General features: G+C 65.0%; 14 protein-coding genes. 9 read left to right on the top strand and 5 right to left on the bottom strand.

What is annotated here, in order from left to right; translation table 11 throughout:
* Positions 1 to 26 precede the first annotated feature (26 nt).
* Entirely contained in the window at positions 27 to 608 is a 582-nt protein-coding gene (locus tag CH289_RS25620; protein ID WP_019666113.1) for an Rv3235 family protein, read from the bottom strand.
* A 197-nt stretch (positions 609 to 805) separates the two neighbouring features.
* Here CH289_RS25620 and CH289_RS25615 point away from each other — a divergent pair, with 197 nt between their 5' ends.
* The 5 genes from CH289_RS25615 (at position 806) to CH289_RS25595 (ending at position 6806) form a co-directional block, all read left to right on the top strand.
* A complete protein-coding gene (locus tag CH289_RS25615; protein ID WP_026347949.1) occupies positions 806 to 2257 on the top strand; it encodes a WS/DGAT/MGAT family O-acyltransferase in 1452 nt (483 codons plus the stop codon).
* 7 nt (positions 2258 to 2264) lie between these two features.
* Positions 2265 to 2786: a DUF6912 family protein gene (locus CH289_RS25610; RefSeq protein ID WP_019666110.1), complete on the top strand. Its 522-nt coding sequence runs from the start codon at positions 2265 to 2267 to the stop codon at positions 2784 to 2786.
* 115 nt (positions 2787 to 2901) lie between these two features.
* Positions 2902 to 4017 carry a ferredoxin reductase gene (locus CH289_RS25605; RefSeq protein ID WP_019666109.1) on the top strand — a complete coding sequence of 372 codons (1116 nt, stop codon included), beginning with the start codon at positions 2902 to 2904 and terminating at the stop codon, positions 4015 to 4017.
* A 129-nt stretch (positions 4018 to 4146) separates the two neighbouring features.
* Positions 4147 to 5469, top strand: coding sequence for a fatty acid desaturase family protein (locus CH289_RS25600; protein ID WP_020112114.1), 1323 nt, complete (start codon positions 4147 to 4149; stop codon positions 5467 to 5469).
* An 83-nt stretch (positions 5470 to 5552) separates the two neighbouring features.
* Entirely contained in the window at positions 5553 to 6806 is a 1254-nt protein-coding gene (locus CH289_RS25595; RefSeq protein ID WP_020112113.1) for a fatty acid desaturase family protein, read from the top strand.
* Positions 6807 to 6856: 50 nt separating this feature from the next.
* On the opposite strand, the gene rsgA is transcribed toward CH289_RS25595, so the two are convergent.
* From rsgA to ybaK, 3 genes are all read right to left on the bottom strand, one after another.
* On the bottom strand, positions 6857 to 7735 hold the full coding sequence (rsgA, locus tag CH289_RS25590) for a ribosome small subunit-dependent GTPase A (RefSeq protein WP_231383863.1): 879 nt from the start codon (positions 7733 to 7735) through the stop codon (positions 6857 to 6859).
* Between the two features lie 104 nt (positions 7736 to 7839).
* Positions 7840 to 9183 (bottom strand): 3-phosphoshikimate 1-carboxyvinyltransferase, encoded by a 1344-nt coding sequence (gene aroA / locus CH289_RS25585; protein ID WP_179276876.1) that lies wholly within the window; start codon positions 9181 to 9183, stop codon positions 7840 to 7842.
* A 6-nt stretch (positions 9184 to 9189) separates the two neighbouring features.
* A complete protein-coding gene (ybaK, locus tag CH289_RS25580; RefSeq protein WP_020112111.1) occupies positions 9190 to 9699 on the bottom strand; it encodes a Cys-tRNA(Pro) deacylase in 510 nt (169 codons plus the stop codon).
* 194 nt (positions 9700 to 9893) lie between these two features.
* Here ybaK and CH289_RS25575 point away from each other — a divergent pair, with 194 nt between their 5' ends.
* Both CH289_RS25575 and rsrA read left to right on the top strand, forming a co-directional pair.
* The gene (locus CH289_RS25575; RefSeq protein WP_019666103.1) at positions 9894 to 10565 is read left to right on the top strand and encodes a sigma-70 family RNA polymerase sigma factor; all 672 of its coding nucleotides are present in this window, start codon (positions 9894 to 9896) and stop codon (positions 10563 to 10565) included.
* Positions 10562 to 10864: a mycothiol system anti-sigma-R factor gene (gene rsrA, locus CH289_RS25570; RefSeq protein WP_020112110.1), complete on the top strand. Its 303-nt coding sequence runs from the start codon at positions 10562 to 10564 to the stop codon at positions 10862 to 10864. Before CH289_RS25575 ends, rsrA begins: the two co-directional genes overlap by 4 nt.
* A gap of 86 nt (positions 10865 to 10950) precedes the next feature.
* Here rsrA and CH289_RS29080 read toward each other — a convergent pair whose 3' ends face one another.
* On the bottom strand, positions 10951 to 11025 hold the full coding sequence (locus tag CH289_RS29080; protein WP_099052202.1) for a 50S ribosomal protein bL37: 75 nt from the start codon (positions 11023 to 11025) through the stop codon (positions 10951 to 10953).
* Positions 11026 to 11133: 108 nt separating this feature from the next.
* Between CH289_RS29080 and CH289_RS25565 the strand changes: the two genes are divergently transcribed.
* Complete coding sequence (locus CH289_RS25565; RefSeq protein ID WP_019666101.1) at positions 11134 to 11349, top strand: biotin/lipoyl-binding carrier protein; 216 nt, start codon at positions 11134 to 11136, stop codon at positions 11347 to 11349.
* A gap of 47 nt (positions 11350 to 11396) precedes the next feature.
* Positions 11397 to 12872, top strand: coding sequence for a sensor histidine kinase (locus CH289_RS25560; RefSeq protein ID WP_020112109.1), 1476 nt, complete (start codon positions 11397 to 11399; stop codon positions 12870 to 12872).
* Positions 12873 to 12916 lie beyond the last annotated feature (44 nt).

Raw genomic sequence — 12916 nt, 5'->3', positions numbered from 1 at the left:
GGTCTCGGTCACGTCGCTGCACGGCATCAGACGACGCGCAGCGACGTGACTGTCCACCCGGTGTACTTGAGGCTGCGCCGGTACTCGAGGCGGGCCGCGACCGCGAACACCCGCGTCCCGCGCGTGTAGGTTCCGAACACTTCCGTCGCGTTGCGTGCGGCGTGCGTGACGTGAATGCGACGCAGGCTGGCCGCCCCCAGCCGTCGACCCGGTGGTTCGGTGCGTGCGATCGTCCGCACCGATTCCACGACGTTCGGGGCGAACAGCTGTCCCATCTTCTCGGGCGGCCGTCGTCGATCCAGGACCTCCAGCAGCAACCGAACTGCCTGCTCGGCGCCGCGGCGAGCATCGTCGGACACCGGATTCTCGCTGTCCACCACCAACGGGCCGATGCGCGATCCGCGTGCGGCGGCAGGTCCGGAACCTTCGGGGTGCTCGTGGTGTCCGACGCTGCGCGGGAACGGGCGTCGGCGACGGGTCGGCCTGCTGCAGGCAGCAGGGACGGCCTGACTGTCCGTCACCGGCCCGTCGTTCGCACGTGCGCTGTCCGTCGGCGGTTCGAATGCTGTGGCGCGGGCGATGTACGCGAACCGGCGTGCATCCGACATGGCGTTCATTCTCGGTCCCTCCGGCGGATTCGGCCTCTTGGTAATTCAGACGGAACCGAGGCGCAGTCGGTTCCATCGAACGTCGGCCGAATGGCTGTAGCCTGTGGGTTCGTCTAGGTTCGAGTACGACGAACCACCTCGCTCGACGAGTGGTGATCGGCACGGTGTGGCTAAGGATTGGGGAACCGGTACCCGCGATGGCGAACAGACTGACAACTCAGGATGCGTCGTTCTACTTCCTCGAGGCCAGCAGTACACCGATGCATCTCGGTTCTCTCGCGGTGTTTCGCACGCCTCGCAACGGTTTTCGCTACGAGGACCTGCTGTCGCTGGTGGAGCAGCGCCTCGCTCTGGTGCCGCGGTACCGACAGAAGGTTCGGGAAGTTGCGTTCGGCCTGGCCCGGCCGGTGTGGGTGGACGACGGCGAGTTCGACATCACGTATCACATTCGCCGCTCGGCCCTACCGAAGCCGGGATCGGACGAGCAACTTCACGATCTGGTGGCGCGGCTGACGTCGCGGCCCCTGGACCGCACTCGGCCCCTGTGGGAGATGTACCTGGTCGAGGGTTTGAGCAAGAACCGGTTCGCGATCTTCACGAAGTCGCACTCGGCGCTCGTCGACGGTGAGAAGGCGCTCGAGATCGGCCAGGTCATTCTGGATGCAACCAAGAGCCCGCCCGCGATGGCGGAGGAATTGTGGATGCCTGCGCGCGAACCCAAGGAATCCGCGCTGGTGATCGACGCCATCACGGAACTGATCGCCTCCCCGAGCGAGGGAGTCGAGATCTTGCGTGGTGCCGCGGCCGGGGTGGCCGGAATCGCCGGGGGAGCGCTCGGCGCAGCGGGAAAGGTGCTGTCCGTCGTTCGGACCGCCGCCCAGACCGCGCCGACGAGCCCCCTGAACGCCCCCATCTCGAGGAACCGACGTTTCGCGGTCGCGAAGACCGAACTGACCGACTACCGCAAGATTCACACACGTTTCGACTGCTCGATCAACGACGTCGTGTTGGCCGTCGTGACCGGAGCTCTCCGCAACTGGCTGCTGTCGCGGGGCGAGCCCGTCACGGCGTCGTCGACCGTGCGCGCGATGGTTCCGATGTCGGTCTACGTCGCCGAGGATCCGTCGGGTTACGAGCGCGCGGACCGGCTGACGGGAGACCACGACCCGGAGATGCCGCCCCGCAGCGAGGTGTCGTCGTTCCTGATCGACCTGCCGGTGGGTGAGCTGAACGCGGTGGTGCGGTTGTCGCACATCGCGCACGCCACCGAGGCGCACGCCAAACAGTCTCCGGGGGTCACCGCGGACACGTTGATGCGGATCTCGGGGTTCGCGCCCGCCAGTCTGCACGCGATGGGTGCCCGGGCGGGCAGCAGGCTGTCGAGGCGCCTGTTCAATCTGATCGTCACCAATGCCCCGGGTCCACAGTTCCCTCTGTACGTGGGAGGTGCCCGTATGTTGGAGATGTTCCCCGTGTCGCCGCTGTTCGAGAACCAGGCTCTCAGTATCGGTTTGACGTCGTACGACGGATTCGTGTGCTTCGGCCTGAACGCCGATCGTGGCGCGATGCCCGACGTCGACGTCATCACCGTCCTGTTGCGCGAGGCGCTCGAAGAGCTCGTCGACGCCAGCAACGAATCGAGAGTGTGAGGTACGCGTGAGGGTCTATGTTCCGGCGACGGTCGCCATGTTGCGGACGCTGGTGGCCGACGGTGAGTTCCATCCGGTCAGTCGTACCGCGTTCGCGGTGACCCCCACCCTCCGTGAGGCCTATTCGTCGGGAGACGACGAGGAGCTGGCCGAGGTCGCGATGAACGAAGCGGCGAGGGCGTCACTGCGTCTGGTCGGTGCAGCACTGGAAGACGAGGGCGACGGTGTCGTCGACGGCTCGGTCGTGTTCCGGCGTGCGGTGATCGCCGCGGACGTGGAGGATCCGACGCTTCGGCCGGACCTGGACGACGCCGTCGTTCGGTTGAAGGAGCCGCTTCGGATGAGCGAGGTCGCGTCGGTCCACGTCGACCTCGAAGGCGCCGAGTCCGCTGTCGAGAAGGCGGTCGGGGTCGTGGATGCGGCGGACATGGGCGATCCGGACGCCGAGTTCGTCCTCGGTGATGCCGAGGATCACGCCCTCGCGTGGTACGCGACGCAGGAGCTGCCGTTCCTGTTGGAGTTTCTGTAGAAGTCGAACGCCCCAGTAACCTACGGTAGCGTAACCTTGATATGGGCCTGTTCGCGCCAGCTGGTCCAGCACGTCAGCGTTGTCTCTGTCTCGAACGAGGGGTAAGTACTTTCCGATGGATCTCAAGAAGTGGCTGGAAGCTCCCGCCGCGGGTGTATCTGCTCCCAAGCGTCCGAAGCTCAACATGTTGCGTGGCGCGATCACGCGCATCACCACACCATTGCTACCCGACGACTACCTGCACCTCGCCAACCCGTTGTGGTCGGCGCGTGAGCTGCGCGGTCGGATCGTTCGGGTGGAGCAGGAGACCGCAACGGCGGTCACTCTGGTCATCCAGCCTGGATGGGGATTCAACTTCGACTACCAGCCCGGGCAGTACATCGGGATCGGATTGCACCTCGGCGGGCGCTGGCACTGGCGCTCGTATTCGCTCACGTCCGCACCCAACTGGGACGAGAAACTGATCTCGATCACGGTGAAGGCGATGCCGGAGGGCTTCCTCTCCAGCCACCTCGTCGGCGGCGTGCCCCAGGGCACCATCGTTCGGCTGGCCGCTCCGAAGGGCAATTTCGCGCTCCCGACGCCGCCGCCGGAGAAGATTCTGTTCATCACGGCAGGCAGCGGCATCACACCCATCATCTCCATGCTCCGTACCCTGGACAGGCACGGAGACATGCCGGACACGGTGCACATTCATTCGGCACCCACCGAGGACGAAGTGATGTTCTCCGACGAGCTCGCATCGCTGGCGACCGGTCATCCGCAGTTCACCTCGCACGTGCAGTTGACCAGATCGGACGGCAAGTTCGCGTTGGCGTCGCTCGATGAGCTCTACCCGGACTGGCGCGAGCGTCAGACGTGGGCGTGTGGGCCGTCCGGCTTGCTCGAGGAGATCGAGCGAGTGTGGAAGTCGGAGGGAATCGAGGACAGACTGCACCTCGAACGCTTCGAGATCGCCCGGGCCGACACGTCCGGCAAGGGCGGCAAGGTGACCTTCTCCAAGTCGGACCGGTCCGTCGAGGTCGACGGTGCCACGAGCTTGTTGGAGGCAGGGGAGGGTCTGGGTGTGCAGATGCCCTTCGGGTGCCGGATGGGTATCTGTCAGACGTGTGTCGTGCCGTTGACGGCCGGGCACGTCATCGACTTGCGCTCGGGCAAGGAGCACGGTGAAGGCGACCGTATCCAGACCTGCATTTCGGCGGCTGCAGGCGACTGCACACTCGAGCTCTGACCGGCCGAGACGCGGTGTGAGCGTGCTCCAACCCACACGGACTTCTCAGTAAGTTCGGCTACCCTTGCACTGGCGCACAGAGGCGAAAACGCATTTCGGGCCCGCGCCCACGACTTTCGGAGGACCACGGTGGCCATCACGGACATCAAAGAGTTCGCACACCTGACCGAAGAGGACATGGAAGCCTTCGGCAGAGAATTGGACGCGGTCCGCCGCGACATCGAGGATTCGCGCGGCGAGAAGGATGCCGCGTACATCCGTCGGACCATCAAGCTGCAGCGCTGTCTCGAGTTCGGCAGCCGAATCGTGCTGTTGGGCAGCAAATACCGTCCAGCGTGGCTTGTGGGTACCGCGATGTTGAGCGTTGCGAAGATCATCGAGAACATGGAGCTCGGGCACAATGTGATGCACGGGCAGTGGGACTGGATGAACGACCCGGAGATCCATTCGGTGTCGTGGGAATGGGACCAGACGGGCCCGTCGGAGCAGTGGAAGCGCGCGCACAACTACTCCCATCACACCTACACCAACATCGTCGGCATGGACGACGACATCGGCTTCGGCATTCTCCGTATGACTCGCGACGAAGCGTGGAAGCCGATCAACCTCTTGCAGCCGATTGCCAACGTCCTCCTGGCGGCGACGTTCGAGTGGGGCATCGCTCTGCACGACTTGGACGCGCAGAAGGAACTGGACGGCGAGCACGAGAAAGAGTTCTGGAAGTCTCCGTCCAATCGTGCGTTCGCTCGCAAGATCGCCCGTCAGGTCGGCAAGGATTTCGTTCTGTTCCCCGCGTTGACCGGTCCTGCGTGGAAGAGCACTCTGACCGCCAACGCGACGGCAAATCTCGTCCGAAACCTGTGGGCCTACGCGGTCATCTTCTGCGGCCATTTCCCCGACGGTGCAGAGAAGTTCACCATCGGTCAGTTCGAGACGGAGACGCGCGCGGAGTGGTACCTGCGTCAGATGCTCGGCAGCGCCAACTTCGACGCCGGCAAGGTCATGGCGTTCATGAGCGGCAACCTGTGCTACCAGATCGAGCACCACATGTTCCCGGACCTGCCCAGCAACCGGTACGAGGAGATTTCCGAGAAGGTGCATGCGCTGTGCGAGAAGTACGACCTTCCGTACACCACCGGGTCGCTCGGGAAGCAGTACCTGCTGGCGCTGCGTACCATTCACAAGCTGTCGCTTCCTGATCAGTGGTTGCGTGCCACGTCGGACAATGCGCCCGAGACCAGTTCAGAGCGTCGGTTCAGGGCGGGTGACGAGCCGACGGTGCATGCGCTCCGAATCGATCCACTGACCGGTAAGCGTCGCGGTCTCCGTTCGGCCATTGCAGAAGCGCGGGTCACACTGCGGAACGCGAAGAAAGAAGCCAAGCGACAGGCCAAGGCTCTCCGTCAGGCGCAGAAGTCGCGCGTGAAGTCTCTCACACCTACGGGGTCGTAACCTACGCTCCCGTAAGTTACGGTACGTTAGTGGTGAACGTGCACGACGTGCATCACCGACGACTGCCAGGAGGGCCGTAACCCGTGGCGATTTCGGACATCAAGGAATACGCGCATCTGACCGATGCGGACGTGGAGGCGCTCGGCGTCGAGCTGGATGCAATCCGCCGTGACATCGAGGCGTCTCGCGGAGAACGCGACGCACGGTACATCCGCAACACCATTCGGCTGCAGCGCACCCTGGAGATCGGTGGCCGTGCCGTCCTCTTCGCAAGCCGCAAGCGCCCGGCCTGGTTGCTCGGGACAGGCATGCTCGGCGCCGCCAAGATCATCGAGAACATGGAGCTCGGGCACAACGTGATGCACGGGCAGTGGGACTGGATGAACGATCCGGAAATCCACTCCACGTCGTGGGAGTGGGACAACACCGGGCCGTCGGCGCACTGGAAGCAGACGCACAACTACATCCATCACAAGTACACCAACGTGCTCGGAATGGACGACGACGTCGGCTACGGACTTCTCCGTGTCACGCGCGACCAGCGGTGGAAGCCCTTCAACCTCGGCAACCCGGTCTACAACCTGCTTCTGCAGCTCTTCTTCGAATACGGCGTCGCCGCACAGCATCTCGAACTCGGCAAGGTCGCCAAGGGCCGCGTCGAGCGCGAGGAGTTCGAGCGCAAGCGTCGAGAGGTCCTCGAGAAGATCGGCAAGCAGATCGCCAAGGACTACGTGGTCTACCCGGCCCTCACCGGTCCGGCGTGGAAGAGCACGCTGACGGCCAACATCGTCGCCAACATGATCCGCAACGTCTGGACCAACACGGTCATCTTCTGCGGGCACTTCCCGGACGGTGCGGAGAAGTTCACGAAGTCGGACATGGAGGGCGAGACGCAGGGGCAGTGGTACCTGCGGCAGATGCTCGGCAGCGCGAACTTCGAGGCAGGCCCCGTCATGGAGTTCATGAGCGGCAACCTCTGCTACCAGATCGAGCATCACCTGTTCCCGGATCTGCCCAGTAATCGCCTGCGCGAGATCAAGTTCCGAGTTCTGGAACTCGCCGAGAAGTACGACCTGCCCTACACCACCGGCTCGATCGGCAAGCAGTACCTGCTGTCCTGGCGAACCATCGCCAAGCTCTCGCTGCCCAACAAGTACCTCAAGGCAACCGCGGACGATGCGCCGGAGACGGCGTCGGAGCGCAAGTTCGCCGACGAGTCTCGCGGGCTGCTGACCGTCGATCCGGTCACCGGAAAACGCCGCGGATTGCGCACGGCCATCGCGGAATCGAAGAAGAAGAAAGGCATTCGCGGCCTCGTCGCGAAGTTGTCCGCCTAGGACCGTACAAGCACGGACTGGTGACCTCGTGGGTAACTGCACTCGCGGGGTCACCAGTTCTCGTTGGTGCGCACGGCTTCCAGCAGTAGACGGACCGCAGCGACGCGTCTCGCTGCATCGCCGGTCAACGTATCGAGCGCGCACTCCGGGTCCGCCGGAGGACCGAGGTGAGTACACCCACGCGGGCAGTCATCGATGGCGTCCGCCAGGTCGGAGAACGCGGCCACCACGTTCTCCGGTGAAATGTGCGCGAGCCCGAAGGATCGAATGCCAGGGGTGTCCACCACCCACCCGCCTCCCGGCAACGGAAGTGCAATCGACTGCGTCGACGTGTGACGGCCCTTGCCGACACCGGACACCGTGCCGGTTGCGCGCTTCGCGTCGGGCACCAACCTGTTCACCAACGTCGATTTCCCGACGCCGGAGTGGCCGATGAGTGCCGTGACGCTGTCGGTCAGCCGTGCGGTGAGGTCGGTCAGATCTTCGCTCTGCCCGGCCAGCACCACCGGGACGTCGAGGTCGGCGAACGCCGAGGCGAACTCGTGTGGGTCGGCCAGGTCGCTCTTGGTCAGGCAGAGAACAGGTTTCAGACCGCCGACGTATGCGGCGACGAGCGCACGCTCGACGAATCCGGTGCGCGGCGGAGGGTCGGCCAGTGCGGCGACGATCAACAGTTGTTCGGCATTGGCGACCACGACACGTTCGTACGGATCGGTGTCGTCGGCAGTACGGCGAAGCACGGTCCGGCGCTCGGACACCCGAACGATGCGAGCCAACGTGTCCACCTTGCCGGACAGGTCTCCCACTATGTCGACATCGTCTCCGACGACGATGGGTGTGCGACCCAGTTCGCGTGCGCGCATGGTGACGACCGGCCGGGACGGGTCCCCTCCGAGAACGCATCCCCACCGGCCGCGGTCCACGGACACGACCATTCCCGACTGGGCATCGGCATGGTCGGGACGCGTCTTCGTCCGGGGGCGTGAGCTCTTGCCTGGGCGGATGCGGACGTCCGACTCGTCGTAGCGGCGACTCAGGACGAAACACCTTCGGTGGTCGGCCGTGTCCCTCGCCCCGCGAGCGGCGAGTCTCCCAGCATCGAGGCCCACAGATTTTCGAAACCTGGGAGGGTTTTCGCGGTAGTTCCGATGTCGTCGACTTCCACTCCGGGGACCACCAGTCCGAGAATTGCTCCTGCCGTTGCCATCCGGTGGTCCGCGTACGCTCGCCACACCCCGCCGTGCAGGGCCGCGGGTGCGATGTCCAGACCGTCGTCGGTCTCGGTCGCGTTCCCGCCCAGTCGGCGGATCTCCGCGACAAGTGCTGCGAGACGGTCGGTTTCGTGTCCGCGCAGGTGAGCGATTCCGCGTAGGTGCGATGGGCCGTCCGCAAGCGCGGCGAGAGCCGCCACCGTGGGTGTGAGCTCGCCGACGTCGTGCAGGTCGATGTCGACTCCGGTCGATGTCGCCCCGCCTCGCACCTCGAGGGTTCCGTTCTCGAGGGTTACCGTGGCGCCCATGGATTCGAGAATTCCTCGGATGGCATCACCCGGTTGCGTCGTCGACGACGGCCAGTTCGGAACCCGTACGACACCTCCGGTCACCGCCGCCGCGGCCAGGAACGGTGTCGCGTTCGACAGGTCGGGTTCGACCACCCACGACACGGCGTCGACCGGGCCGGGATGCACGCGCCAGGTGTCCGCGTCGCCGCTGTCGGCCGGAGTGCTCACCTGCACACCTGCGCGCCGGAGCATCTCGACCGTCATGTCGATGTGCGGCATCGACGGTACGGGCTTTCCAGTGTGGTGAATGGTGATGCCGTCGTCGAACGCGGCTGCGCTGAGCATCAGCCCGGACACGAACTGCGAAGAACCCGAGGCGTCGATGTCGACGGCCCCGCCCCGCAGAGTGCCGGACCCGGTGACGGTGAACGGCAGCGAATCCCCGGCCACGTCGGCTCCCAGGTGGCGTAGCGCGCCCAGAATGGTGTCCAGCGGCCGGGTCCGTGCCTGCTCGTCACCGTCGAAACGCACCACACCGTCCGCCAGGGCGGCAAGAGGCGGAACGAACCGCATCACCGTTCCGGCGAGCCCGCAATCGATCGATCCGCCGCGCAGGGCGCCGGGAGTGACCGTCAGAGACGTCGGATCGGCCGGGTCGATCGTGATACCGACTCCGAGTTGCTGCAACGCGGCGATCATCAGGTCGGTGTCACGGCTGCGCAGGGCCGCTGTGACCGTCGACTGTCCGCCTGCCAGTGCGGAGATGATCAACGCGCGATTGGTGATGGACTTGGAACCGGGCAGCGTGACGGTCGCGTCGACGGGGGCTGCGGAGAGCGGTGCGGTCCAGTTGGTCACCACACCATCTTTGCGCATCGGCGCTCAGCTGGTGGCGACGGGCGCCGTCACGGCCCGCGCGAGCCGGACGAGGTCCTTCGGGTCGAGCTCGATCTCGAACCCTCGTCTGCCTCCGCTGCAGAGAATTCGGTCCCAGGCCAGGGCAGATTCGTCGACGACGGTCGCGAGCGCTCGTTTCTGGCCGAGTGGGGAGACGCCGCCGAAGACGTACCCGGTCGATTTCTCCGCCTCCGCTCGGTCTGCCAGCACGATCTTTCTGGTACCGAGGGCCGAGGCTGCGGCTTTGAGGGAGAGTGTCGCCGTGACGGGCAGAACCGCCACCGCGAGTGTGTTGTCGGAACGCCTGAGCACCAACGTCTTGAAGATCTGGTCGGCGACGACACCGAGACGTTCGGTGAGGACGTCCGCCGCTTCCGTGCCGAACGATTCCGACCTCGGGTCGTGGTCGTAGGTGTGCACCGAGTGCTCGACCTTCTCCGCGATCAACAGAGCGACGGCAGGTGTGGAGGCGGCGGGCCGGTGCGCTGAGGGCATCGGATCACTGTAGCCAGACCGGCGCCTGGAATGACCGGGGTGAAGCCGGTGTTGAAGAGCCAAGAGGTACGCAAGGCAAGAGGAAGGGATCTGCTGTGGCAGTGACGACGACCGAGCGCCCGCTCCGGTCCGCTCCGAGTTCGAGTGCGATCTACGTGAAGGCGCTGCCTTCTCCCGCTGTAACCTGGTCGGATATGGCTACCGAAGGGATCAGCGTGGAGGAAGTCGAGCGCCCAGCTCAGGCGGAGGCCGAGGCACCGGTGGAGTCGGCGGCGGACCTGACCGAGCGGTTCGAGCGCGACGCACTGCCGATGCTGGATCAGCTCTACGGCGCGGCACTGCGGATGACGCGGAACCCGGCCGACGCCGAGGACCTGGTCCAGGAGACGTACATCAAGGCGTACTCCGCATTCCGCTCGTTTCGTGAGGGAACGAACCTCAAGGCGTGGCTGTACCGGATCCTGACCAACACGTACATCAACTCGTACCGAAAGAAGCAGCGCCAACCCGCGCAGTACCCGACGGACGAGATCACGGATTGGCAGCTGGCCGCAACGGCCGAGCACACGTCGACGGGACTGCGTTCCGCCGAGGTCGAAGCTCTCGATGCGCTGCCCGACGACGACATCAAGGCCGCGCTTCAGTCGCTGCCCGAGGAATTTCGTATGGCGGTGTACTACGCCGATGTCGAAGGTTTTCCGTACAAGGAGATCGCCGACATCATGGGCACGCCCATCGGCACCGTCATGTCCCGGCTGCACCGAGGACGTAAACAGCTCCGAGGCCTGCTGTCGGACGTGGCACGTGAACGTGGTTTCAATCGCAACGGTGCGGTCGACGCGCACGAGCAGGAGGTCTCGAAGTGACATCGGATGCGAACGACGAAGCCGAACAGAATCGGCAGTTCGAGGCGTTGGACTGCTCCGCGGTCATCGCCGACGTGTGGCTGATGCTCGACAACGAGTGCGACGAAGGCAGCCGGGCTCGGCTTCAACGTCACATCGACGAGTGTGGATCATGCTTTGCCGCGTACGGCATCGAAGAGAAGGTCAAGAGTCTGATCAGTCGCAAGTGCGGTGGTGACCAGGCGCCCGCCGGTCTGCGGGAGCGCCTGAGCATCGAGATAAGGCGAACCGTGCTGATCAAGCACACCGAGCAGGAGTGACGACGCCGGGGTAGATCCGGCCGAGGTACGACGAAGGCCGGGAAGCATCGCGCTTCCCGGCCTTCGTCGTGTGATGAGGCAAATCGTCAGCTGTTCGGACGTTTGCCGTGGTTTGCCTTGTTGTTCTTGCGACTGCGCTTCTTGCGCCCACGCTTACCCATGATGAGCTCCTCTCTACTGGTTCACTACAGTCTTTCACGAGTGGTCGGCCGCCCTGTCACGGGTGCCGGAACCACAGGCGAAACCGCCCGTGAACGAGAGGATGCCAAATGGCCGAGGACGTGCGCGCGGAAATGGTGTCGACCGTGTTCCAGATCGTGGTCACCGAGGGGGACGAGGTGGCGGTCGGGGACACTCTCGTCGTTCTCGAATCGATGAAGATGGAAATTCCGGTGCTCGCCGAGTCAGCCGGCGTGGTCAGCACCATTGCCGTCACCGTGGGCGACGTCATCAAGCAGGGCGACCTGATCGCTGTGGTCTCCTAGACTCTCACCGCCTCGCACCCGCCCACAATCGCGACGGAGCCGTCACCGTGTCGACACTGAGCGACCTGCTCGCCGAACACACCGATCTGACCGGAGAAGCTGTCGATCACCTGCAACGGGTGGTCGGGGAGTGGCAGCTCCTCGCGGATCTGTCGTTCGCGGACCTTCTTCTCTGGGTCGGAACCGACGACGTGGATGCGAGCCCGGACGCCAAGATCCTGTGCGTCGCGCAGTGCCGACCGACGACCGCACCGACGGTGTTCACCGAGGACATGGTCGGCGCCGTCGTCTCGGAGTCCCAGCACCCGACGGTCATGGACTCGCTGGTCACCCGCGACATCGTCAGCAGTGGTTCCAACACCGACAGCGTGCCGGTGCGGTGCGGCGACCACGTCATCGCGATTCTCACTCGCGACGCCAACCCGACGCGGCAGCGGACGGCAGGCGCGCTCGAGGTCGCATACCGGGGCTGCGCCGACGATCTGTGCCGGATGATCAGCGAGGGGACATTTCCCAGCCCCGTGGAACGCACCGACGTCAACTCCTCACCGCGTGCAGGCGACGGCTTCATCAGGGTCGACACCGACGGCCGCGTCGTCTATGCCAGTCCGAACGCACTGTCCGCCTATCACCGGATGGGCTTGGCGACCGACCTGTCCGGGACGGATCTGGCGTCGGTGACGCGGTCGTTGATCACCGATCCGTTCGATTCCCAGGAGATCGCCGACCACATTCGTGCGTCGCTGTCGGGAAGCGAGGGATACCGGATGGAAGCCGACGCGCGCGGTGCGACGGTGTTGATCAGAACTCTGTCGCTTCGGCCGCGTGGTGAGTCGGTGGGGGCCATCGTGCTGGTGCGGGACGTGACCGAGGTCAAGCGCCGAGACCGTGCGCTGCTCAGCAAGGACGCGACCATCCGCGAGATCCATCACCGGGTGAAGAACAATCTGCAGACCGTCGCCGCTTTGCTTCGCCTGCAGTCACGGCGATTGGAGAACGAGGAAGCGCGCGTGGCGTTGTCGGAGTCGGTTCGACGGGTGACGTCCATCGCGCTGGTGCACGAAATGCTGTCCATGTCGGTGGACGAGGAAATCGACCTCGACGAGATCGTCGACCGGCTGGTCCCGATCATGCTCGACGTCGCCACGGTCAACCCGCGCGTCCGCGTCGCGCGGGAAGGTAAGTTGGGCGTCTTCTCCGCCGAGCGGGCCACACCACTGGTGATGGTGTTGACCGAACTGGTGCAGAACGCCATGGAACACGGATTCGACGCCGGCACCGCGGGTGTCGTCCGCATCTCGGCCGACCGATCCGCGCGGTGGCTCGACGTCGTCATCCACGACGACGGGCGTGGTTTGCCCTCAGGGTTCTCGTTGGAGAAGTCCGAGGGTCTGGGCCTGCAGATCGTCCGTACGTTGGTGTCCGTCGAACTGGGTGGCTCCCTCGGGCTCCATCCATCGCCTCGCGGGGGCACGGACGCCTCCCTCCGCGTCCCGCTCGGGCGTCGCTCGCCCCGAACCTGAACAGCTGAGCGCCGGACGTCTGGGCATCGGACAGCAAAAAACCC

Source organism: Rhodococcus sp. RS1C4 (genome assembly GCF_002258225.1).
GTDB lineage: Bacteria > Actinomycetota > Actinomycetes > Mycobacteriales > Mycobacteriaceae > Rhodococcoides > Rhodococcoides fascians_E.
This window is presented reverse-complemented; position numbering and strand designations above follow the sequence as displayed.